The following is a 21,640-nucleotide window of genomic DNA, read 5'->3' on the forward strand; positions in this document are numbered from 1 at the left end:
ACCGGCGCGCCCGGGGGCGGATTCCATGTTGCACTTTCTCGAACTGGAAGAGCTGGTCGGGCGCTACTGGCATCGCTGGGCCTCCGCCGCCGGTTCCTGGCCCCACCATGCCGCGGCCGCGGTCAGCCTGGAGGAGACCGCCCCGGTGCTGGCCGTTTTCTTTCGCGCCGTGGGCGGTGAAGGCAGTGCTGCGCTCGGCGCCATGGCGGCCCGCGAGTCGGGCCACCGCCTGCGCCTGCGACAGCGCCTGGGCTTCGACCGGGAGCGGCTGGACCAGGCCCGTATCGACGAGGAATCCCTGCTGCTGCCACCCGTCATCGGCCTGTTTCCCGAGCGGGCCCTGAACCGGGAACTCTATTTCTGGCTGGCGGCCCACGCGGCGGCGCTGGAACCGGTCGACGCCACCACCGACCCCCTGCAGGCCGACCTGCTGGCGCTGCGCGCGGCCCTGCTGGCGGCGGAGCGGGTTTGCAGCGAGCTGCCCGGTTTTCGCGCACGCTACCAGCGTCTCCGCGAGGCCCTGCTGGCAATTCGCCCGCGGCGTCCGCTGCCGGTCACGGAACAGGCACTGGAGTTTGTCATCCGCCATGCCCTGGGCGACCGCGGCGAGCAGCCGGCGTTGGCAGCGCAGCTGGTGATGCTGGTGTCCAGCCCGTCGGTACCGGTAGCGGGTGTACAGGCGCCCAGGGGCTACCGGCCGCCGCTGCCGGTGCCCCTGTGGGCCACCAGTTTCAGCCTCGGTACCCGCGCCATCGCGGAGCAGGGGGAGGAAGAAGAGCAGCAGGATCAGGCCCCTGCCAGCGGCGACGACAATGGCGGCAAGCGCAAGGCCAGTCGCCGCCACCAGGACCAGGCGGAGCGCGACGACTCGCTGATTTTCAATCGCTTCGAAAAAATGCTGTCCTTTGCCGAGATGGTCAACGTCAACCGCCTGGTGGATGACGAGGAGGACGAGGATGCGGGCAAGGCCGCCGAGCAGCTGGAGGAAATCACCCTCAGCCCGCACCGGCAACAGGCGGCGGCGCGGCTGCGCATGGAGCTGGACCTGCCGCCGGGAGAAGTGACCGGTGCCCCCGCGCAGGCGGCGGTGACCTACCCGGAGTGGAATTATCGCCTGCAGGCGCACCTGCCGGACCATTGCACCGTGCTCACCGGCCAGCAGGAAGCCGCGGCGGAACCCTGGCAACCGGACGCGGCCATGCAGCAGCGTATCCGCCGGGTGCGGCGCCAGTTCGAGGCCCTGCGTCCGCGGCGGGTCTTGCTGCGCGGCCAGCTCGACGGCAGCGAACTGGACATCGACGCCGTGGTCAGGGCCCACGCCGACCAGCGGGCCGCGGGCAGCAGCAGCGACCGCCTGTTCGCCGATGCCCGCACCCTGGAACGCGACCTGGCGGTATCCATCCTGGTGGATGTCTCCCTCTCCACCGAGGCCTGGGTGGATGACCGCCGGGTGATCGACATCGAACAGGAGGCGCTGCTGGTACTGGCCCATGGCCTGAGCGCCTGTGGCGACGAGTACAGTATCCACAGTTTTACCTCGAAGCGCCGCGACCGGGTCTGGCTGACGACCCTCAAGGACTTCCGCGAACCGATGGGGGGGCAGGTAGAGCAGCGCATCGCCGCCCTGCGGCCGGGCCACTACACCCGCATGGGCACGGCGATCCGTCACCTCACCCGCGGCCTCGCCGACTGCGGCAACCGCCACCGACTGCTGTTGCTGCTGACCGATGGCAAGCCCAATGACACGGACTATTACGAGGGCCGCTACGCGGTGGAGGATTCCCGGCGCGCGGTGCTGGAGGCACGCCGGGCGGGAGTGCGGGTATTCGCCGTGACCATCGACCGCGAATCCCAGGGTTATTTCCCGCGCATTTTCGGCCGCGGTGGCTATGCCGTCGTGTTCCGGCCCGAGCACCTGGCGACCGCGCTGCCGGCCATCTACCGGCAGCTGGTGACCCACTGAGTGCGTGTTTGTGGTCCCCGGGCGGACTCAGCCGAATAGCGGGCTGTAGGGTTTGGCAATGGGTTCGTTGCCGGTGAGGCGGTGAATGCCGGCGCCGCAGCGGCCGATGTACCAGGCGACCGCGGCGGTGATATACAGGTAGCCAAAAGTCCACGCCGTCAGCGGCGGTACCGCCAGTTTCCCCAGCAGCTGCCAGATCACCACGGCGCCAGCGGATGCCAGCAGCAGCAGCCAGAAGGTGAGGATCTGGAAGCGCAAGTGGGAATCGACCCAGGCGGCCCCGCGCCCCAGCTTGTAGTGCGCCAGCAGCGCGCCCACTGGCAGCGTGACGACCGTCATGATGGCGCCGAGGTAGAGGCCGTAGATGATGATGGCTGCGCCTCTGCCCGGCGCATCCTTGGCGCGCCTCTCTAATCCTGCGCCGCTGTTGTCCGCTGCTGTCATGTCACCCCTTTATTGCCGTTGGCCCGCCGATCGTGTTTCCGCGGTCAGTTGATGTGCCAGGTGGCTTTGAGCGAGATCCCGCGGCCGGGGGCCAGCAGGTTTTCGCTGGACTCCCGATAGCGGCGGTCCAGCAGGTTGTGCAGTTCCAGCGCCAGCAGCAGGTCCTCTCCCGGCCCCAGGTTCATGCCCAGGGCCGCGTTCAGCGTGGCCCAGCCGCTGCGCTCGCTGACCACGATCCCGCGCGAACCTGGCTCTTCCAGTCTGGAAGCGCTTTCGCCGCGCAGGTACAGGTCCGCCCACAGGGAGGACCAGTGACCACCCAGCCCGGGTTCCAGCACCACCCCCGCGCGGCCGGCCACCGCGGGGATGCCGGTGTCCCGGGTCGCGAAATCGCCAAAGTCATTCTCGCGCTGCATCCAGGTCAGGTTGAGATAGGGGCGTGTCCGCCGGTCGGGACTCTGCCAGCTGAGGTACAGCTCCAGTCCGCTGGCACTGGACGCGCCGATATTGCGGTAGATCTTGTCGCCCGCGTCCGGGCACTGGTCCTGCGGGCGGCAGAACAGATGGTCGATATAGTCGCGGGAATCCGAGTAGAACAGTGCCGTGTCGACGGTCCAGGAGCCGCTCATCAGGCGCCAGCCGAGTTCGTAGTTGATGCTGGTCTCCGGTTCCAGGGTCCGCGCCGGGTTGACGAAGCTGGAACCGGCATAGGCCCCGGTGGCGAGTTGCATCAGCGACGGGTACAGGTAGCCCTCGGAGATATTGAGGCGCCAGACGCTGTCCGGCTGCGGGGCCCAGTTGAGGCCGGCGGAGGCGACCAGGTGGCGGTCGGAGTCCAGTGTGGTCGCCACCAGCTCGGGGCGGTCGCTGTAGTCAAGCTTGCCGTCGACCCGGTAGTAGCGTGCGCCGATGATGGCGGTGAGGTGGTCGCCCAGGGCCCAGCGGTCCTGGACAAAGGCCGCCACGGTGCGAATGGTGGCGGCGTCGTCAATCCGTTCGCTGCCGCTTGCGGCGATCGCGGGCACCCAGGAGCGGGTTGCCACCGCGCGTTGCTGGCTGACATTGTCATCGCTGTACTGCAGTCCGGTGATCAGGCTGTGCCCGCCCAGCGGTTGCCAGTCTGCCTGCAGCAGCAGACCGTCGCTGCGCAGCGTGCCGCGAGTGTCGATGTCGCGCTGGTACCAGACGGTTTCGGTATTGCTGATGAAAGTGCGCAGGCTTTCCTGGGTAAATGTGGACAGGGTCAGCAGGTCCAGCGGGCCCTGTCCTGGCTCAAACTGGTAGTCGAGGCTGAAGCGTTCCCGGTCCCGCTGTGGCGTGCTGAGGGCAAAGTCGGTCAGCGGGAAGGTGGTTCGCGCTGCCTCTTCCACGAATACCTCGGAGCTGGATTCGAAGCGGTCCCAGGTCAGTCCCAGGCTGTGGCTGCCGGCGGTCTTCTCCAGGAAGCCGTAGTAGCCGCGGTGGTCGAAAGCGGTGTTTTCGGCCCGCCCCGCCGCAGTGCGGCGCTGGCCGTGCTCGCTGTTGGCCGCCGCCAGGCGATAGCTCCAGCCGTCACGGGCGCCGTGGACGCTGGCAAACAGGGTGTCGCCGCCGGTGGTGCCATCGTAGCCGCCCTTGATCGTCGCCTGCAGGGGGGCACTGCCACCCTTGAGCGTCATCAGGTTGGTCACCCCACTGAGCGCCTTGGAGCCATAGAGGACCGAACCCGAGCCGCGGATCACCTCGATGCGTCCCAGCATGTCCGGGTGAATGGTCAGCGGGGTCCCGACCTCGCTGTGATCGGACAATTCCTGGCTGTCGATGAGGATGGCACTGCGCCGGGAGGCCTCGCCGCGAACGCGAATACGCTTGAGGCCGGCCTGGCCGGAGTCGGTGACCTGCAGCCCGGGCACGTCGCGCAGGAAGTCGGCGACGCCGGTGCCGGTCATGCGCGCGAGGTCCTCGCGGGTGAGTACGCTGATACTGGCACTGCTGTCCAGCAGACGCTCCTGGACCCGGCTGGCGGTCACCACCACTTCTTCCAGCAGATTGTCGGTGCCGGCGGCAGCGCCCAGCTCCGGTGCCAGCAGAAGCGCCGAGGCCAGTGTCAGTGCACGTAGCCCGGGCGGATGCGCGCCGGATGCTCGCTCAGTCATGTTAGTGGTCACCTGCGGGTCGTGGGTACGGGCAGCGCTGTGCGCCGCGGAGTGCCTGTTGCAGCGCTTCATTGTCATTGCTCCGGTAAGCGGCGAGGAGGGCCCGGTAATCCGGGCAGTTCTCCACTTCCGCGACCCCGGGAGGTTGGTGAATGAACCGGCATTTTGTCAGTGCCTCCTCAATCTCTGCGCTGTTGGCGGTGCCTTCATGCAGCGTCGCCAGGGTTGCGCGGCAGTTCACACCCCAATGCGCCTCCCTGGCCGCGACCGAGGCAGTGAGGCGCTCGTTCACCAGGTCGCTCGCCGTCGCGGTCAGGGGCGCGCAAAGCATGAATACAAGCCACAACGTCATGCGCACAGTAAACCCCAGGCTCTGCTGCAATAAAATGATGCACATCATTTGCATCTTAAAAGAGCCTGTCTATGATGGCTACAGCTTGTTCATGGGAGCTTGCATGCGGAATCATTGGCAAAGTGTGCGTGTCTGCCTGCGTTTGTCAGCCCTGCTGTGGTTGCTGCTGGGGTCATCGTGGTCACTGGCGGCGCTGACGCTGGCCGATGCGCGCCAGCTGCTGCCGGCGGCGGCCGCGCTGGAGCCGGTTGTCGCTGTTCCCGGTCTGTACCGGGTGGCGGGTGCCAGCGGCGCGCCTGCGCTGCTGTTCCAGACCGACGACTTTGTCCACATTCCCGCCTACTCGGGATCCCCCGTCAACCTGCTGGTCAGCGTGTCTGCCGACGGCCTGATTCGGGGTGTCCGGGTGCGATCGCACCAGGAGCCGATTCTGGTCATCGGCATCACCGATGCCGATCTGCAGGCCTTTGTCGCCCAGCTCGAGGGCAAGCGCGCGGACGACCGTATCCGGGTAGGGGCGCAGGGACGCACGGGTTATGTCGGCATCGACGGCTTGAGTGGCGCCACCATCACCGCAATGGTGATTACCCGCACCGTCACCCAGGCCGCCGCCAATGTCCTGGCGGCCTACCGGGAACAGCTGCCGCAGACCCCTGCGGCACCGGTGTCGGGCCCCGCGGCCGCTTCCGTCACTGGCCCCGCGGCTGCCGCAGTGCCGGATTGGCACTGGAGCTGGCAGCAGCATCGGCTGCGGGTGATCGTGCTGGCGGCAGCGCTGGTGGTGCTGCTGCTGGTGCTGTTTCTGCAGGACTGGCTGGTACAGCACAAGACGTTTTTCCAGCGCCTGCGGGTGGGGTACCTGGTGTTTACCGTGGTGTTCATCGGCTGGCTCTGGCACGGCCAGCTGTCGGTAGTGAACCTGCTCGGCTTCGCCCGCAACCTGGCGGGCGGATTCTCCTGGGACAGCCTGCTGCTGGACCCGGTGGTATTCCTGCTCTGGGCCTTTGTCGCCCTCAGCATCCTGCTGTGGGGGCGGGGGGTGTACTGCGGCTGGCTGTGCCCCTTCGGCGCGGCCCAGGAGCTGCTGTCAAAGCTTTCCCGGCGGCTCGGTTTCGCCGGCTACATGCTGCCACAGGCCCTGCATGAGCGCCTCTGGGCCATCAAGTACCTGCTGTTGATCGCGATCTGTGGCCTGGCCCTGGATTCGATGGCCAATGCCGCACGCATGGCGGAGATCGAGCCCTTCAAGACCGTGTTCGTCATGCACTTCGAGCGTCCGCCGCTGTACGTTTTTTATGCCCTCGCGCTGCTGGCAGTCACTGTGTTCAACAGCAAGTTCTACTGCAAATACCTGTGTCCACTGGGTGCCGCGCTCAGCTTCGTCACCCGGTTCCGGGTCTTCGACTGGCTGCGCCGGCGGGTGGAGTGTGGTCACCCCTGCCAGACCTGCGCCAATGAGTGCCAGATTGCGGCCATCCGGCCGACGGGGGAGATCGTCGACAACGAGTGCCACTACTGCCTCGAGTGCCAGGTGACTTACTGGGATGAACACCGCTGCCCACCCCTGGTGCGCAAGCGCAGGAAGCGCGAGGTCAACCGCATCGGCGCCGACAGGGTGATTGCCTCGGATGCCACGGCGGAAAGCCCTCCGGGTTGACCTGCATCATGTCCTGAACTAAAACAGGACTATAAAATGCATCTTATGGCGGCGAATTTGCCGCTGCGGAAAAGGAGAGCTGACGATGAAAAAGCCCGGAAACGACTGGAAGCAACGGGCGGGTGCCTGCCTGCTGTCCGCCGCGCTGGGGCTGGGAGTGGCCGCCGCGGTGGCGCAGGAGGAGACCGATCACCCGGGCGTCACGCCCGGTGAAATGGCCTACAAGGGCGCGCCGACAACTTTGGGTGACGTCAAGCGGGTAATTTCACCCGGGGCGCCGGACATGACCCAGGCGGAGTACGATCATGCCACGCAGCTCTACTTCGAGCGCTGTGCCGGCTGCCATGGTGTGCTGCGCAAGGGCGCGACCGGCAAGCCGCTGACACCGGACATCACCCAGGAGCGCGGCACCGAATTTCTCAAGGTGTTGATCAACTACGGTTCCCCGGCGGGCATGCCCAACTGGGGTACCTCCGGTGATTTTACCGACGAGCAGATCGACATCATGGCGCGCTTCCTGCAGCACGAGCCGCCGGCCCCGCCCGAGTGGGGCATGGCCGAGATGCTGGACAGCTGGGAAGTTCTGGTCCCGGAAGCCGCGCGTCCCGACCAGCCACAGCACGACTACGATACCGACAACATCTTTGCGGTGACCCTGCGCGATTCCGGCGAAATCGCCCTGATCGACGGCGACAGCAAGGACATCATTGCCGTACTGCAGACCGGCTACGCGGTGCACATTTCGCGCGCGTCGCATTCCGGGCGCTATGTCTACACCATCGGCCGTGATGCCAAGATCGACATGATTGATCTGTGGATGAACCCGCCGCGCCAGGTCGCCACGGTGAAAATCGGCCTGGAGGCGCGCTCGGTTGAAACCTCCAAATTCCCGGGTTTCGAGGACAAGATCGCGATTGCCGGCGCCTACTGGCCGCCGCAGTATGTGCTGATGGACGGTGCCGACCTGAAGCCGCGCAAGATCGTCTCCACCCGGGGGATGACGGTGGACACCCAGGAATATCACCCGGAGCCGCGGGTGGCGGCTATCGTCGCCTCCCACGAGCATCCCGAGTTCATCGTCAACGTGAAGGAAACTGGCAAGATCCTGCTGGTGGACTACAGCAACCTCGACGCGCTGTCGGTGACCACCCTCGAGGCGGCCCGCTTCCTGCATGACGGCGGCTGGGATTCCACCCACCGCTATTTCCTTACCGCCGCCAACCAGTCCGACAAGATTGCGGTAGTGGATTCGAAGGCGCGCAAGATCGAGGCCCTGGTGGATGTCACCAAGATTCCCCACCCCGGCCGCGGCGCCAACCTGGAGGACCCCGAGTTCGGCCCGGTATGGGTAACCTCGGCGCTGGGCAATGAGAACGTGACTTTCATCGGCACGGATCCGGCGGGTCACCCCGAGCACGCCTGGAAAGTCGTGCGCACCCTCTCTGCCCAGGGGGGCGGCTCCCTGTTCGTGAAGACCCACCCCAAATCCCGCAATCTGTGGATCGACAACACCCTGCATCCGCAGGAGAGCGTCAGCCAGTCGGTGGCGGTCTACAACATCGACGATCTCGGTGCCGGCTACGAGGTGCTGCCGATCGCCGAATGGGCCGGGGTGGGCGAGGGTCCGGCGCGAGTGGTTCAGCCCGAGTTCAACGCCGCTGGCGACGAAGTCTGGTTCTCGGTCTGGAACGGCATGGAGCAGGTCTCCGCGATCGTGGTGGTGGACGACAGGACCCGCACCCTCAAGCACGTGATCAAGGATCCGCGCCTGGTGACTCCGACCGGCAAATTCAACGTGTACAACACGCGCCAGGACGTCTACTGACAGGAGGGTCTGTATACGGGCCTGCCGCTGCCAGCGGCAGTCCTGTGTGCGCTACTGCATGCTGAAATTCAATGTTTGTGCGCTGGTCGCAACTCTCGCGATCGGCGCTGCCTGCCCCCAGCTCGCGCGGGCCGCCCCCGATACTGATGCCGATAGTCTCTCGGGGATGGTACGCAACGGCTCGACGGCGCTCAACTTCCGCTACCGCCTTGAGCATGTGGACCAGGATGGCGTGCCCGAATCGGCCCTGGCATCCACCCTGCGTTCGCGGATCAGTCTCGCCTCCGCGCCACTGGCGGGGTTCGCCCTTGAACTGGAACTGGACGACGTCACCGCCGTCGGCAGTGACCGCTTCAATTCCACCCGCAATGGCCGCGGCCGCTATCCGGTTGTGGCGGACCCGGAGGGTACCGAGGTCAATCGTGCCCAGCTGGATTACCGTCGCGGCGCCCTGCACGCCACCGCCGGCCGTCAGCGCATTCTCCACGGCAGCCAGCGTTTCGTTGGCAATGTCGGCTGGCGCCAGAACGAGCAGACCTATGACGGCCTGCGTCTGCAGTGGCGGGACGATTTCGCGACGCTGGATGCCAGCTACGTGTACCGGGTGCAGCGGATTTTCGGCCCCGATGACGGCGCCCAGCCCGCGGATTGGGACGGTGACTTCGCCCTGCTGCGCGGGAGCTGGAAGCTGCATCCGGACCATACCCTCTCCGCCTTAGCCTACCGGCTGGACATCGACCCCAGCGGTTCATTCAGCAGCGCGCTGACGGTCGCCAATGCCAGTGAAACTGTCGGACTCGAGTACAGCGGCCAGTGGCGGGCACTGAACCTGGCGGCGACTTGGGCCAGCCAGGGGGATATCGGTACCAACCCTGAAAACTACCGTGCGCGCTACCACAACCTGGAGGCCGGGTGGGCGTTTTCCGGGGCCCAGCTGCGGGCCGGGCAGGAGGTGCTGGGGGCGGACAATGGCATGAGCTTTCGCACGCCCCTGGCCACCCTGCACAAGTTCCAGGGCTGGGCGGACATGTTCCTGGTCACCCCCGGCGACGGTCTGCGCGATCGCTGGCTGGGGCTGTCGGGAGACCGGGGCAGGCTCAACTGGGCTGCCGTCTACCACGATTTCCGCAGCGACCGGCGCAGCGGCGACCTCGGGCAAGAGCTGGATCTGCTGCTCGGCTGGAAGGTGAGCCCGCGGCTGTCGCTGCAGTTCAAACTGGCGCTGTTCGACGCCGCTGGCGGCTCCGGCTATCGCGATACCGACAAGGCCTGGTTGCTGGCCGAATTGCGTCTGTAGCGGCTACTTCAGCTCGGAGGCGAGGATAAACGCCTCCAGGTCCTTGTCGATACCGAGGACGTGGCGTTTCAGCCATTCGGTCAGGAAGGTCGAGACGGCGGCGCGGAAGGCCGGGTCGTCTTCGCCCAATTCCAGCAGCGAGCCGATTTCTTCCCGGAACTGGTCGTGAGCCTTGATGTGGTCTGCGGTCCAGGGGTAGTCGAGGGCGAGCATATAGTGCTCTTCCAGGGCAAAATGGTGCTCGCTGTAGTCGTGCAGGTGGCGCAGAACTTCATCGCCCGCGTCCGGCTGGGCAATCAGGTCCAGGATCTCGAACAGTACCTGGTGCTGGGCATCCTGCCAGAGGATGGCGCTGGTCTTCTTCATGTCTCAAGAATAGTCGCTTTCAGCCCTCCGCGCCCGGAATCCGGTATGATGTCGACAACCGATCCAGGGTTCAGCATCCACGGAGCCGTCAGTGACCCGATTTGTCAACAGTGCCGCCGAGGCCGTCGCCGCGATCGGCTCCGGAGAGTTTCTCTGGAGCCACTCCATGGCCGCAACGCCGACCGTTTTGCTGGACGCGATCGCTGCCCGGGCGCAGGAGCTGCAGGATGTCAACATCATGCAGCTGCACCTGGAGCACGCGGAAGCGCTGGCCGATCCGGTGCTGGAAGGGCATCTGCGCAACCGCTGTTTCTTCGCCGGCAAGGTGACCCGGGACCTGATCAACCAGGGCCGGGCCGACTATGTGCCGATCTTCCTCTCGGAAATCCCCAAGCTGTTCCGCCGCGGTGAACAGCGGGTGGACACGGCCATCATCCAGGTGTCGAAACCGGATCACCACGGCAACTGCTCGCTGGGCATTTCCGTGGAGGCCACCGCCGCCGCCTGCGACATGGCCGGCCGCATCATCGCCCATATCAATCCCAACATGCCGCGTACCCATGGCGACAGCTTCATCAACCTCAAACGGATCGACTACGCCTACGCCGAGGCCGCGCCGCTGATTCTGCACGAGAGCCGGGAAATTTCCGAGGTCGACCGGCAGGTGGGAGAGCACGTCGCCAGCCTGGTGGAAGACGGCAGCTGCCTGCAGATGGGGATAGGCGCCATTCCCGACGCGGCCCTGGCGTGCCTCGGCGATCGCAAGGACCTGGGCGTCCATACGGAGATGTTCTCCGACGGTGTGCTGGACCTGCTGGAGAGCGGGGTGGTCACCAATGCCCACAAGAAGATCGGCCGCGGCCGCGTGGTGACGAGCTTTGCCATGGGTTCGCGGCGGTTGTACGACTATGTCAACGACAACCCGGAAGTGGCCTTCCTGGATGTGGAGTATGTCAACAATCCGGTGATCATCGCGAAAAACCGGAAGGTCATGTCCATCAACAGCGCCATCCAGGTTGATCTCACCGGTCAGGTGTGTGCCGACTCGATGGGCTATCGCATCTACTCCGGGGTGGGAGGGCAGGTCGATTTTGTGCAGGGCGCCATGTACTCGGACGGGGGCAAATCGATCATCGCCCTGCCCAGCACGGCCCGCCACGGTACCGTGTCGCGGTTGGTGTCTGCGGTTGAGCGCGGTGCCGGCGTGGTGACCACCCGTGCCCAGGTCGACTACGTGGTCACCGAGTACGGTGTGGTCGAGTTGCGCGGCCGCTCCCTGACGGAGCGCACGGCGGCCCTCATCGGCATCGCACACCCGGATTTTCGCGAGCAGCTCGCCCGCGAGGCGCGGGACTCACTCGGCCTGCGGGTGTAGGATCAGGGCATGAAAGTCACCGACTATCTCAGCCGCGAGGACATCGCCCGCTTCACCGCCAAGAGCGACCTGCACGCCTGGCGGCTGGTGCTGGGTAACTGGCTGGGGATCATTGCGATCTTCGCCCTGATGGGGCTGTACCCGCACCCGCTGTTGCTGCTGTTGGCTGTGCCGCTGCTGGCCGGGCGCCAGCTGGGGCTGGCGGTGCTCACCCATGAGGCCGGGCATCGCACCCTGTTTCGGACCCCCTGGCTCAATGACCTGGTCGGACAGTGGCTCTGCGCGCTGCCGGTGTTCAACGACATGCCGTCCTATACCCGCGGGCACCTGCGTCATCACCGCCTGGCCGGCACCCCTGATGACCCCGATCTCTCCAATTACGCCAGTTACCCCGTGTCCCGCGCCAGTTTCCGGCGCAAGGTGCTGCGCGACCTCAGTGGCCGCACCGGGGTCAAGCTGCTGACCGCAATCCTGCGCGGGGCCGCCGGCATCACCAGCGGCGAGAAGCGGGCCAGTGCGCGGCCCTTTGTCAGCCAGCTGCTGGTGCAGGTGCTGCTGTTCCTGGCGCTGGCGGCCTGCGGCATCGGCTGGGTCTACCTGCTGTGGCTGGGCACCTTCCTGACCGTCTACATGCTGGTCATCCGCCTGCGCCAGATTGCCGAGCATGCGGCCGTGCCGGACCTGTATCACCCGGATCCGCGCTATAACACGCGCACTGTGGATGCGCCCTGGTGGCAGCGCCTGGTGCTGGCGCCCAACGGCGTCAACTACCATCTCGAGCACCACTTCATGGCCAGCGTGCCCTGTTACCGCCTGGCGGCGCTGCGGCAGCACTTGCGGGCGCGTCGGGCGCTGGATACTGTGCCCACCTTCAGCGGCTATGGCGCGGTACTGCGGCATGTGGTGGCCTGACCGTTGCGGTTTCTACCAACATAACAAGACAGGGAGCAATCCATGAGCAAGAACGTCGACCCCACCCGCGAGCAGTTTGACCAGTTCAAGGCGTTGCCGCGGGACACCCCGATCATGATGCTGAACCTGATACGGCTCAATCCCACCGCGACCTATCCCGATGGGGAGGCGGTGACCGGCGCCGAGGCCTACGCCCGCTATGGTCGCCACAGTGGCCCCATCTTCCAGCGCCTGGGGGGCAGCATCGTCTGGCGCGGTCGGCCCGAATGTGTGGTGATCGGGCCCGCGGACGAGCACTGGGATATCGCTTTCATTGCCCGCTACCCGGATGCCGGCGCTTTCATGGCGATGGTGACCGACGAGGACTATCGCAAGGCCGTGGTCCACCGCCAGCTGGCCGTTGCCGATAGCCGCCTGATCCGGATGGCGGATGCGAGCGCGGGGGAAGGTTTCGGTGGTTGACAGGTGGGCGCATGCGAGATTTCGGGATTGCGTGTTTGCGGCAGACAGGGAGCACCGCCTATGAGCTGGATTGCAGGGAATCTTCCGCGGGAGCAGATCATGGATCGGTTGCCCGCCATTGGGGAAAACTTCCAGCGCCTGTACGCCAGCTTTTACCAGCTGTCGCAGCTGCCGCCGGAGACAGTGGAGCTGTGTCGCCTGCGGCTGGCGCAGTTGCACCGCAGTGACGCTGATTTCGCCCGCGAGGAATACGCTGTCGTCGCCGACAAGCGCGCGCAGTTGCAGGACTGGCACCATGCAGCGCCTTTCTCCGCGGCCGAGCGAGCCTGCCTTGAACTCACCGAGGTGCACGCGATGGACTGCAGCGCCATCACCGACGCCCAGGCCGACGCGGTCAAGCAACATTTTGGCGAGGCGGGGCTGGTGGCGCTGCTGCAGGCGCTGGGTGTCTTCGACGGGTTTATTCGTCTGGGTTTGATCTGGCAGGCAGCGCCTGCGGAGGGCAGGCAACATGGGTAATGCGGCAAGGGTGAGCCCACCGGCGGGCAATACGGGCAATGTGATCAGGGACTCGGCGCTGGGTATTGTGCCGGAGACCCTGGACCACTACCTGGCGCTCAATGCAGCCATCTGGGATGCGGGGCCACTCGGCGCCGCGGAGGTCGAGCTGGCGCGGCTGCGCAATGCCCGCCACACCGGCTGCGTGCTGTGCCAGGCGGTGCGCTACGATGTCGCCATTGCGGACGGCCTCACCGAGGACAAGGTGCAGGTTATTCGGCAGGATGACCCAGCGGCCGGCCTCAGCGCTCGGGAGCAGCTCATTGTGGCCTTCGTCGACCAGTACAATCTCGATCCCGCCGGGATCTCGCAGCAACTGCAGCAGGCGCTGCTGGCTGCTTTCAGCGAAGCAGAGTTGTTGCACCTGTCACTGCTGGTGGCCTGGTTCAACGGTTCTTCGCGCTGCGCCGTGGCGCTGGGTGGAATGCCCGAGGAGATGCCGCGGCTCGAGATCAGCGTGCCGCGGTAGGAGCCCGCCGGCCGGCTATCGTGGGAGCCCACTCCGTGGGCGAAATACCTATCGCTCGCGGAGCGAGCTCCCACAGATCGCTCGCGGAGCGAGCTCCCACAGATTGCTCGCGGAGCGAGCTCCCACAGATCGCTCGCGGAGCGAGTTCCCTCAGATTGCTCGCTCTGCGAGCTCCCACGGAGAGGGGCTTGCTACGCCTGGTCGAGAAAGTGGCCGTACTTCTGCATGGCGGCTTCGCGCTGGGTGGGCGTGTGGTAGGTGGGGAACAGGCCCGGTGCCGGCTGGTAGTCCCGCAGCACGGTGCGCGCCACGGTAATCTTGTGGACTTCCGAGGGGCCGTCGACCACACCCAGCTCCGGAATGTTGGCCCACATGGTCATCAGCGGCACCTCATCGGACATGCCCAGGCTGCCGTGCAGGTGCATGGCGCGATAGATCACTTCCTGCAGCACCTTCGGGGTCGCGGCCTTGATCGCGGCGATTTCCTTGCGCACCTCGCGGTTGTACTCCTTGTACTTGTCGATCAGCCAGGCGGTGTACAGCACGTGCAGGCGGTATTGCAGGATCTGGGTATAGGAGTCGGCGATCTTCTCCTGGGTCAGTTGCTTGTTGGCCAGCGGCTCGCCCTTGGTGGTGCGGCTGAGTACCCGTTCGCACATCATGTCCATGGCCTTCTTGAGAACGGCGACGCTGCGCATGGCGTGGTGGACACGGCCGCCGCCGAGGCGGGTCTGGGCCACCAGGAAGCCCTTGCCTTCTTCGCCCAGCAGGTTGTCTGCGGGCACCCGGCAGTTTGTGAAGCGGATGTAGGCGTGGACGCCGTCACCCTGCTCGACATAGGGGCCCACGGCGGAGTTGCGCAGGATTTCCATGCCCGGGGTGCCCTTTTCTACCAGGATGATGGAGGCGCCCTCGTGGATCGGGACATCGGTATTGGTCACCACCATTACCAGCAGGAACTCGGAGAAGCGGGCGTGGGAAGCAAACCATTTTTCGCCATTGATGACCCACTCGTCACCGTCGCGGGTGGCGGTACAGGTAAACTCAGCGGGATCTGCGCCGGCCTGGGGCTCGGTCATGGAGTAGCAGGAAGCGATGTTGCCGTCCAGCAGCGGCTGCAGGAAGCGCTTCTTCTGGTCCGGGGTGCCGAAGTGGGCGAGAATTTCCGCGTTGCCGGAATCCGGTGCCTGGCAGCCGAAGACGCTGGGTCCAAAGCGGCTGCGACCGAGGATCTCGTTCATCAATCCCAGTTTGACCTGGCCATAGCCTTCTCCGCCCAGTTCCGGGCCAATGTGGCAAGCCCAGAGCCGCTTCTCCTTGACGATGGCTTTCAGGGGCGCCATCGCCCTGGCGGCGGGCGAGTCCGGGTCCCAGGGGTCGCCGGGGCCGCGAAACACCAGATCCAGCGGCTCTATCTCTTCCCGGGTAAAGGTTGCAATCCAGTCCAGCTGCTGCTGGAATTCAGGGTCAGTTTCGAAGCTCCAACTCACGGTGATGTCCTTATAATACGGGTTTGTGATTGCTGGCCGCCGGCTGTGCCGTGCCTGTGTTGCCAGCACTGTAACCGGTTCAATGTCGCCGGCAACATTACTTTTGCTTGACTTGAGCGGGACCTAGTTTAGACTTGTTAGATGCAAACAAGCAAATAATAAACTCACTCGGGTTGACGTAATATTATGGTAGACCAAAAAATCTGGTTCGTTACCGGAGCGTCGCGCGGCATCGGTCGAGCGATCGCCGAATGTGCGCTGGGCGCCGGTGACAAGGTGGCAATTGTGGCCCGCGGCGCTGAGGTCGAGTCCCTGGCGGAGGCACTGGGGGCCGACTGCATGGCCTGTCGCGCCGACGTCAGTGACGCCGAAGCGGTGACCGCTGCAGTGGCGGCGGTCGTCGCCCGCTGGGGCAGGATCGATGTCGTGGTAAACAATGCCGGGTTGCACCGCGGCGGCCGTATCGGCCGTATTCCGCTGGCAGACTGGGACAGCGTTGTCGACGTGAACCTGCGCGGCGCGGTCAACGTGATACGCGCTGCAGATCCGCACCTTGAGGCTGGCAGCGCCGTCATCAACGTGGGCGCCGTGGTCGGTTTCCGCGGCTTCCCGGGCGACTCCGCCTACGCCGCGTCCAAGGCCGGCCTGGCCGGGCTGACGCGGGCACTGGCGATTGAATTCGCTGCCCGCGGCATCACGGTCAATCTGGTGATCCCCGGGCTGGTGCTGACGGAGATGACCGGCGGGCTGTCGGAGAAGGCACTGGAGGGCATGCGCAAGACCATACCCCTGGGGCGCTACGGCGAGCCCGGGGAAATTGCCCAGGTGGTGGAGTGGGTTGCACGTTCCCGCTACATGACCGGCGCCTTCGTGCCCGTGGATGGAGGACTGCTGAGCAGCTTCGGGGTGCCGGGATGAGCGGCCACCCGTTTGATCAGCCGCTGGCCGCCTGGATCGCCGCGGAGGCAGGCATGCCGGGCGCCAGGGTCGTGCGCGCGCTCAGTGGTGGCAATGCCAACCTGACCCTGCTGCTGGAAACCGACAGCGGCCCCCTGGTGCTGCGGACCCCGCCGGAAAACGCCATTTCGGCCACGTCGCACCGCGGCATCGAGCGCGAAGCCACGGTGCTGAGGGCGATACAGGGGCATGTGAAGGCGCCGCAGGTGATGGGCTGGTGTGAGGACCCGGAAGTTATCGGGCGGCCGTTCCTGCTGGTGTCCCACGTCAATGGCATCGCCATTACCGATACCCTGCCGGCGGCTTACCCCGACACAGCCGCCAGCGTCAATCGCCTGGGCGAGGATCTGGTCGATGAGCTGGCTGCCATTCACCGGGCACCCTGGCGCGACATCGGGCTGGAGAAATTCGGCAACCCGGAGAATTTCCTGCGGCGCCAGATCACCCGCTGGCAGTCGGTGCGTGCGGAGGCGCCGGTGCGGGAACTGCCGCTATTGCAGGAGCTCGCCGACTGGCTGCTGCAGAATCTGCCTGCCGATGGCCCGGTGGGCCTGGTGCACGGCGACTACCACCTCGACAATACCCTGTCGCATCCGGACCGGCCCGGACTGGCCGCCGTGATTGACTGGGAGCTGGCAACCATCGGTGACCCACTCGCCGATCTCGGGCTGTTCCTCATGTTCTGGGGCCCCCGCGACCTGGATCCGCCGGGGTTCCGGCACATCCAGGCAGTGAGCCGCCGCAGCGGCATCATCAGCCGGCGGGCACTGGCGGAGCGCTGGGGTAACGCGACCGGCTATTCCCTGGGCAACCTTGATTTCTACCTGTGTTTCGCCTTCTGGCGCCTCGCGGCGATTGTCGAGGGAGCGTATGCCCTGTATCGCCAGGGCAAGGTGGACTCGGCCTACGCCCGCGGTCTTGAGTATGACGTGCCGGCCCTGCTGGCAGAGGCGCAAGCGGCGGCCAGGGGCCGCTGGTAAGGAGACAGTTCCGGATGATGGCGACAATGATGCACCTGCCGATGACGGTGCGGATGATTATGGAGCACGGCGCCGCCGTGTTCCCCAACAGCCGGGTGGGCGTGTTCGACGGCGAGGAAACCCGCTGGACTGCCTACCGCCAGGTGGCGGAGCGGGCCGAGCGCCTGGCCCAGGGCCTGCAGGCGCTGGGCGTTGAGCGCGGCGACCGGGTCGCCACCTTCAGCTGGAACAACCTGGCGCACATGGAGGCCTATCTGGCAGTACCCTCCATGGGCGCGGTGATGCATACGGTCAACATCCGCCTGGCCCCGGAGCAGGTCGCCTATGTGATCAACCACGCCGGCAACCGCGTGCTGATCCTGGATGCCAGCCTGCAGGAGCTGTTCCTGCCGGTGATACCGCTGCTGGAAACTGTCGAGCACATCCTGCTGGTGGGCGGCTCCGACCCGGCCCTGGGCAACATCCCGGCCACTGACTATGACGCCTTGCTGGCTGCCCAAAATGGTCACTTTGACTGGCCCGAGCTGGACGAGACGGCTGCGGCAGCAATCTGCTACACCAGCGGCACCACCGGCAATCCCAAGGGCGTGGTCTACAGCCACAAGACGACTTTCGTGCACTCGCTGGCGTCGCGGGCGACGGACACTTTCGGCATCAACGAGCGCGATCGTATCCTGCTGCTGCCGCCGATGTTCCACGCCAATGCCTGGGGCCTGCCCTACAGCGGCTGGCTCAGCGGCAGTGACTTCATCATGCCCGGGCCGCACCTGCAGGCGACGGGTATCGAGGCCATGATCCGCGCCAACCAGCCCACGTTTACTGCTACCGTGCCCACGATCCTGGGGGACCTGCTGCGCGCCTCGCAAAACAGCGGTCTCGACATGAGCAGCTTCCGCATGCTGGTTTGCGGCGGCGCCGCGGTGGCGCCGGCACTGATCGATGCCGCCCGCGAGCGCTGGGGTGTGCCGGTGTTGCAGGGCTGGGGGATGACCGAAACCAGTCCCCTGTGTCACCTGTCGCACCCGCCACGGGATCCCGGTGCGGGGGGGGAAACCCCCTGGCGGGCCAAGAGCGGGCGCCCGGTGCCCGGCATCCAGGTCCGGGTGGTGGATGCAGAGGGCCGGGAATTGCCGCACAATGGCCGCGATGTGGGTGAGCTGCAGCTGCGCGGGCCCTGGGTGACGGGTGCCTACCACAAGGACAGCGCGCCGGACTCCTTTACCGCGGATGGCTGGCTGCGCACGGGCGATGTCGGCCACATTGACGACAGGCACTTTGTCCAGTTGACGGACCGAACCAAGGATGTGATCAAGTCCGGGGGTGAATGGATCTCCTCGGTCGACCTGGAAAATGCGCTGTTGGCGCACCCCTCAGTGGTAGAGGTGGCCGTCATCGCGACGGATGACGAGCGCTGGCAGGAGCGGCCCCTGGCGATTCTGGTGACCGACAGCGAGATCGGCGCGGCGGAGCTGCGCGCGTTTCTGCGCGACCGGGTAGCAAAATTCTGGATTCCCGAGCACTGGGCGTTTGTCGCCGGGATACCGAAAACCAGTGTCGGCAAAATAGACAAGAAACTGTTGCGTCTCCAGCATGCCGCCGGAGAATTCAGCATCGAAACGATAAAATAAGTGCAGCCTTCGCCCTGAAGGTTGCCATCGGGGAGAACAGTTGATGAGACCACAGGCCAAGCAGCCAGAGGTGTCCGCCCGGCGCAGGACCCAGGCGGAACGGACGGCATTGTCGGACAAGCGCATGTTCGAGGCTGCCATTCAGCTGATTATCGAGCGTGGCACCGAGCGCACGACCCTGAAGGAAATCGGGGAGCTGGCGGGCTATAGCCGCGGCCTTGCACACTCGCGGTTCGGGTCCAAGGAAGGCTTCCTCAACAAGCTGTTCGTGCGCTTTGATGGCCGCTGGAAGCAGCATCTGACCAGCTACGTCGGTGGCAAGACCGGGATCGAGGCAGTGCTGGCGGCGTTGGATGCCCTGCGTGACTTTCTCACTGCCGAAGCCAACTACATGCGTGCCATGTATATCCTCTGGTACGAGTCCCTGGGGCACGATTCCCGGATTCGCAGCAAACTCGCCGACCACCACCGGGTCTATCGCGAAGACGCAGCCCGCTGGGTACGCGGCGGCATCGAGGCGGGCGAGATCGATCCCATCATCAACCCCGAGCAGTTCTCGGTACAGTTCAACGCCTTTATTTTCGGCATCATCTACCAGTGGCTGGTCAATGCCGATGCCCTGGACCTGCCGGCGATCTTCAATGACTACGAAGCCAATATAAAACGGCTTCTCAGCAAGAAGGAATAAAATCATGGCTTACCTGACGACCGATTGTGGCAAGAATGTCTACTACGAGGACTACGGCAGCGGCAGCAGCGCGATCCTGCTGATTCATGGCTGGGGCTTCAGCTGCCGCGCCTGGGACAATACCCTGCCGGTGTTGCTGGCCGCGGGCCACCGGGTGGTGATGATAGACCACCGTGGCTGCGGGCGCTCAGACAAGGATTTTGCCGACATGGGCATCCTGGCGATAGCGGGTGATGTCGTGGCCCTGGTCGCGAAGCTGGGTCTCGAATCAGTCGTGCTGAACGGCTGGTCCCTGGGCGGCGCGGTCGCGGTGGCAGCAGCGGATCGGCTCGGCAAGCGCTGCGCCGGTCTGGCCCTGACCGGTGGCGCCACACCGATCTATACCCAGAAGCCCGGTCTTGAGGCCGGTGGCACCGACGCGGACATGGCCGGCACGGTGGCGGCGCTGCAGGCGGATCGCATCGGCTTCCTCGCCGGGCTGTCGCAGGCGGTCTGTGCGAAGGATGTCGGGGAGCCGCTGGTCAACTGGATGTGGCAGGTGTTCTGCGAGGCTTCGCCCATGGCGCATGTCACCCTGGGGCAGCTGGCGCAGGTGGACCAGCGCCAGCAGCTCGCCGCCCTGGAGATGCCGATCATTTCCTTTGTCGGCAGCGAGGATGTATTTGTCGCCCCGGAAATTTGCCGCTGGGTCGGCGACAACAATACCAATGCGCGGGTAGTGGAGTACGAGGGGGTGGGCCACGCGCCCTTCGTCGAAGTGGCCGAACGCTACAACAGCGACCTGCTCGCCTTTCTTGCCGACCTCACCTGAGCGCTGGAGAATTCAAGCATGACATCATCTGTAAATTACGGCCTGTGGTACGATTTCCGCAATCCGGCTCCCTGGCGCGAGGATTTCGAACAGTTCTATGCCAGCCGCCTCGACCAGATCGCCGCCGCCGAGGAGCTGGGCTTCAATTCGGCCTGGCTCACCGAACACCATTTCTGTGAGGACGGCTATACACCCTCGCCGCTGGTGGTTGCCGCGGCCATTGCCGCGCGCACCCGCAACATGCACATCGGTACCAACCTCATGCTGCTGCCGCTGCACGATCCGGTACGCATGGCCGAGGACTGCTCGACCGTATCCCTGCTCAGCGGCGGCCGATTCGACCTCGGCGTGGGCATTGGCTACCGGCAGCTGGAGTTCGACCAGTTCGGGCGCAAGCTGTCGCATCGTCCCAGCCTGGTCGAGGAGGGCATCGAGGTGATTCGCCGCAGCTGGTCCGGGAAGCCGGTCAACTTCAGCGGCAAGCGTTTCACGGTGGGTGATCTCAGCGTTACCCCGGCGCCGGTGCACACACCGAAAATCCTGCTGGGCGGGATGGCGCCACCAGCCATTGACCGGGCGGCGCGGATTGCAGACGGCTTCCTCTGCACAGGCGGTCTGGGCATCGACACCTACTGCGAGGCGCTGCTGAACCAGGGCAAGACCCTGGAGCAGGGCAACGTGGTGCTGGGCTGCTGGGCGATCATTGCCGAGGACCCGGAAGCGGAAGCGCGCCGCATCGGCGAGCACATCCTCTACCAGACCAATGCGTACATCAAGTGGGGAGCTTTTGGTCCGCCCGAGAACGCGACGCTTTTCGACGACGTGTTCACCGCCATCGAGAACGGCTTGTACGAGCTGTGGGACGCCGACATGGCGGTGGCGAACCTGAGCAAGCTGGTCAAGGACTACCCGATGATCAGCGACATCCACTTCTGGGCGCAATTCCCCGGCGAGCCACTGGAGTCCGGCAACAGCCGGTTGCGCTACATCGCGGAGAAAGTGTTGCCGCGGCTGCGCTGATGTAGTGCGGCATAACCCATGGATACAGCGTCGCACCTGATGGGTGTCAAGGACCGCTCTTTCCCCTGGAATTCACTGCCGCTGAAAATCCTCCGGTGCCAGAACCTCACGGGGGCGCTCTTTCCCGTCGGAAGCCACGGCCCCTAACCATCATCTGGCGCCAGAATCTCCGCGGAGTCGCCGTTGAGGCGAATATCGAAGCACCCGCGGTGTAACTGACGGTGATGGAATCGGCACAGCGTCACCAGGTT

General features: G+C 65.4%; 20 protein-coding genes. 15 read left to right on the forward strand and 5 right to left on the reverse strand.

The window, feature by feature from the left end:
- Positions 1-25 precede the first annotated feature (25 nt).
- Positions 26-1,963 (forward strand): nitric oxide reductase activation protein NorD, encoded by a 1,938-nt coding sequence (locus RLO07_RS01065; RefSeq protein ID WP_462290278.1) that lies wholly within the window; start codon positions 26-28, stop codon positions 1,961-1,963.
- 27 nt (positions 1,964-1,990) lie between these two features.
- Here the strand turns inward: RLO07_RS01065 and RLO07_RS01070 are convergent, their stop codons facing one another.
- From RLO07_RS01070 to RLO07_RS01080, 3 genes are read right to left on the reverse strand one after another with little or no spacing between them, the layout of a single operon-like run.
- Positions 1,991-2,407 carry a DUF4870 family protein gene (locus RLO07_RS01070; RefSeq protein WP_462290279.1) on the reverse strand — a complete coding sequence of 139 codons (417 nt, stop codon included), beginning with the start codon at positions 2,405-2,407 and terminating at the stop codon, positions 1,991-1,993.
- 44 nt (positions 2,408-2,451) lie between these two features.
- Complete coding sequence (locus RLO07_RS01075) at positions 2,452-4,542, reverse strand: TonB-dependent receptor plug domain-containing protein (protein ID WP_462290280.1); 2,091 nt, start codon at positions 4,540-4,542, stop codon at positions 2,452-2,454.
- Position 4,543: 1 nt separating this feature from the next.
- Complete coding sequence (locus RLO07_RS01080) at positions 4,544-4,894, reverse strand: hypothetical protein (protein ID WP_462290281.1); 351 nt, start codon at positions 4,892-4,894, stop codon at positions 4,544-4,546.
- A 103-nt stretch (positions 4,895-4,997) separates the two neighbouring features.
- Here RLO07_RS01080 and RLO07_RS01085 point away from each other — a divergent pair, with 103 nt between their 5' ends.
- From RLO07_RS01085 to RLO07_RS01095, 3 genes are all read left to right on the forward strand, one after another.
- On the forward strand, positions 4,998-6,551 hold the full coding sequence (locus RLO07_RS01085) for a 4Fe-4S binding protein (RefSeq protein ID WP_462290282.1): 1,554 nt from the start codon (positions 4,998-5,000) through the stop codon (positions 6,549-6,551).
- 85 nt (positions 6,552-6,636) lie between these two features.
- Positions 6,637-8,376 carry a cytochrome D1 domain-containing protein gene (locus RLO07_RS01090; RefSeq protein ID WP_462290283.1) on the forward strand — a complete coding sequence of 580 codons (1,740 nt, stop codon included), beginning with the start codon at positions 6,637-6,639 and terminating at the stop codon, positions 8,374-8,376.
- A gap of 58 nt (positions 8,377-8,434) precedes the next feature.
- Complete coding sequence (locus RLO07_RS01095; RefSeq protein WP_462290284.1) at positions 8,435-9,673, forward strand: alginate export family protein; 1,239 nt, start codon at positions 8,435-8,437, stop codon at positions 9,671-9,673.
- Positions 9,674-9,676: 3 nt separating this feature from the next.
- Here RLO07_RS01095 and RLO07_RS01100 read toward each other — a convergent pair whose 3' ends face one another.
- The gene (locus RLO07_RS01100; protein ID WP_462290285.1) at positions 9,677-10,039 is read right to left on the reverse strand and encodes a hemerythrin family protein; all 363 of its coding nucleotides are present in this window, start codon (positions 10,037-10,039) and stop codon (positions 9,677-9,679) included.
- 91 nt (positions 10,040-10,130) lie between these two features.
- On the opposite strand from RLO07_RS01100, the gene RLO07_RS01105 reads away from it, so the two are divergent.
- Genes RLO07_RS01105 through RLO07_RS01125 form a run of 5 tightly spaced genes read left to right on the forward strand, consistent with a single transcriptional unit; the run spans position 10,131 to position 13,815 of the window.
- The gene (locus RLO07_RS01105) at positions 10,131-11,414 is read left to right on the forward strand and encodes an acetyl-CoA hydrolase/transferase family protein (RefSeq protein WP_462290286.1); all 1,284 of its coding nucleotides are present in this window, start codon (positions 10,131-10,133) and stop codon (positions 11,412-11,414) included.
- 9 nt (positions 11,415-11,423) lie between these two features.
- Positions 11,424-12,326, forward strand: a complete 903-nt coding sequence (locus RLO07_RS01110) for a fatty acid desaturase family protein (RefSeq protein WP_462290287.1) — start codon at positions 11,424-11,426, stop codon at positions 12,324-12,326.
- Between the two features lie 42 nt (positions 12,327-12,368).
- Complete coding sequence (locus RLO07_RS01115; RefSeq protein ID WP_462290288.1) at positions 12,369-12,788, forward strand: DUF1330 domain-containing protein; 420 nt, start codon at positions 12,369-12,371, stop codon at positions 12,786-12,788.
- A 60-nt stretch (positions 12,789-12,848) separates the two neighbouring features.
- Positions 12,849-13,307 (forward strand): carboxymuconolactone decarboxylase family protein, encoded by a 459-nt coding sequence (locus tag RLO07_RS01120; RefSeq protein ID WP_462290289.1) that lies wholly within the window; start codon positions 12,849-12,851, stop codon positions 13,305-13,307.
- Positions 13,300-13,815 carry a carboxymuconolactone decarboxylase family protein gene (locus tag RLO07_RS01125; RefSeq protein WP_462290290.1) on the forward strand — a complete coding sequence of 172 codons (516 nt, stop codon included), beginning with the start codon at positions 13,300-13,302 and terminating at the stop codon, positions 13,813-13,815. Before RLO07_RS01120 ends, RLO07_RS01125 begins: the two co-directional genes overlap by 8 nt.
- Positions 13,816-14,006: 191 nt before the next feature.
- Here the strand turns inward: RLO07_RS01125 and RLO07_RS01130 are convergent, their stop codons facing one another.
- On the reverse strand, positions 14,007-15,305 hold the full coding sequence (locus RLO07_RS01130; RefSeq protein WP_462290291.1) for an acyl-CoA dehydrogenase family protein: 1,299 nt from the start codon (positions 15,303-15,305) through the stop codon (positions 14,007-14,009).
- A 186-nt stretch (positions 15,306-15,491) separates the two neighbouring features.
- Here RLO07_RS01130 and RLO07_RS01135 point away from each other — a divergent pair, with 186 nt between their 5' ends.
- From RLO07_RS01135 to RLO07_RS01160, 6 genes are read left to right on the forward strand one after another with little or no spacing between them, the layout of a single operon-like run.
- Entirely contained in the window at positions 15,492-16,223 is a 732-nt protein-coding gene (locus RLO07_RS01135; RefSeq protein ID WP_462290292.1) for an SDR family NAD(P)-dependent oxidoreductase, read from the forward strand.
- Complete coding sequence (locus RLO07_RS01140) at positions 16,220-17,242, forward strand: phosphotransferase family protein (RefSeq protein ID WP_462290293.1); 1,023 nt, start codon at positions 16,220-16,222, stop codon at positions 17,240-17,242. The genes RLO07_RS01135 and RLO07_RS01140 overlap by 4 nt, the downstream gene beginning before the upstream one ends.
- A 14-nt stretch (positions 17,243-17,256) precedes the next feature.
- The gene (locus tag RLO07_RS01145; RefSeq protein ID WP_462290294.1) at positions 17,257-18,870 is read left to right on the forward strand and encodes a long-chain fatty acid--CoA ligase; all 1,614 of its coding nucleotides are present in this window, start codon (positions 17,257-17,259) and stop codon (positions 18,868-18,870) included.
- 43 nt (positions 18,871-18,913) lie between these two features.
- Positions 18,914-19,558: a TetR/AcrR family transcriptional regulator gene (locus RLO07_RS01150; RefSeq protein ID WP_462290295.1), complete on the forward strand. Its 645-nt coding sequence runs from the start codon at positions 18,914-18,916 to the stop codon at positions 19,556-19,558.
- 4 nt (positions 19,559-19,562) lie between these two features.
- Positions 19,563-20,369, forward strand: a complete 807-nt coding sequence (locus RLO07_RS01155) for an alpha/beta fold hydrolase (protein ID WP_462290296.1) — start codon at positions 19,563-19,565, stop codon at positions 20,367-20,369.
- An 18-nt stretch (positions 20,370-20,387) separates the two neighbouring features.
- Positions 20,388-21,389, forward strand: coding sequence for an LLM class flavin-dependent oxidoreductase (locus RLO07_RS01160; RefSeq protein ID WP_462290297.1), 1,002 nt, complete (start codon positions 20,388-20,390; stop codon positions 21,387-21,389).
- Positions 21,390-21,640 lie beyond the last annotated feature (251 nt).

The sequence above is a fragment of the Haliea sp. genome (assembly GCF_040221975.1).
Lineage (GTDB): Bacteria > Pseudomonadota > Gammaproteobacteria > Pseudomonadales > Halieaceae > Haliea.

Coding starts and splice junctions, on each gene's coding strand:
- RLO07_RS01065 (WP_462290278.1), top strand. CDS start 26: ATGTTGCACTTTCTCGAACTGGAAGAGCTGGTCGGGCGCTACTGGCAT.
- RLO07_RS01070 (WP_462290279.1), bottom strand. CDS start 2,407: ATGACAGCAGCGGACAACAGCGGCGCAGGATTAGAGAGGCGCGCCAAG.
- RLO07_RS01075 (WP_462290280.1), bottom strand. CDS start 4,542: ATGACTGAGCGAGCATCCGGCGCGCATCCGCCCGGGCTACGTGCACTG.
- RLO07_RS01080 (WP_462290281.1), bottom strand. CDS start 4,894: ATGACGTTGTGGCTTGTATTCATGCTTTGCGCGCCCCTGACCGCGACG.
- RLO07_RS01085 (WP_462290282.1), top strand. CDS start 4,998: ATGCGGAATCATTGGCAAAGTGTGCGTGTCTGCCTGCGTTTGTCAGCC.
- RLO07_RS01090 (WP_462290283.1), top strand. CDS start 6,637: ATGAAAAAGCCCGGAAACGACTGGAAGCAACGGGCGGGTGCCTGCCTG.
- RLO07_RS01095 (WP_462290284.1), top strand. CDS start 8,435: ATGCTGAAATTCAATGTTTGTGCGCTGGTCGCAACTCTCGCGATCGGC.
- RLO07_RS01100 (WP_462290285.1), bottom strand. CDS start 10,039: ATGAAGAAGACCAGCGCCATCCTCTGGCAGGATGCCCAGCACCAGGTA.
- RLO07_RS01110 (WP_462290287.1), top strand. CDS start 11,424: ATGAAAGTCACCGACTATCTCAGCCGCGAGGACATCGCCCGCTTCACC.
- RLO07_RS01115 (WP_462290288.1), top strand. CDS start 12,369: ATGAGCAAGAACGTCGACCCCACCCGCGAGCAGTTTGACCAGTTCAAG.
- RLO07_RS01120 (WP_462290289.1), top strand. CDS start 12,849: ATGAGCTGGATTGCAGGGAATCTTCCGCGGGAGCAGATCATGGATCGG.
- RLO07_RS01125 (WP_462290290.1), top strand. CDS start 13,300: ATGGGTAATGCGGCAAGGGTGAGCCCACCGGCGGGCAATACGGGCAAT.
- RLO07_RS01135 (WP_462290292.1), top strand. CDS start 15,492: ATGGTAGACCAAAAAATCTGGTTCGTTACCGGAGCGTCGCGCGGCATC.
- RLO07_RS01140 (WP_462290293.1), top strand. CDS start 16,220: ATGAGCGGCCACCCGTTTGATCAGCCGCTGGCCGCCTGGATCGCCGCG.
- RLO07_RS01145 (WP_462290294.1), top strand. CDS start 17,257: ATGATGGCGACAATGATGCACCTGCCGATGACGGTGCGGATGATTATG.
- RLO07_RS01150 (WP_462290295.1), top strand. CDS start 18,914: ATGAGACCACAGGCCAAGCAGCCAGAGGTGTCCGCCCGGCGCAGGACC.
- RLO07_RS01155 (WP_462290296.1), top strand. CDS start 19,563: ATGGCTTACCTGACGACCGATTGTGGCAAGAATGTCTACTACGAGGAC.
- RLO07_RS01160 (WP_462290297.1), top strand. CDS start 20,388: ATGACATCATCTGTAAATTACGGCCTGTGGTACGATTTCCGCAATCCG.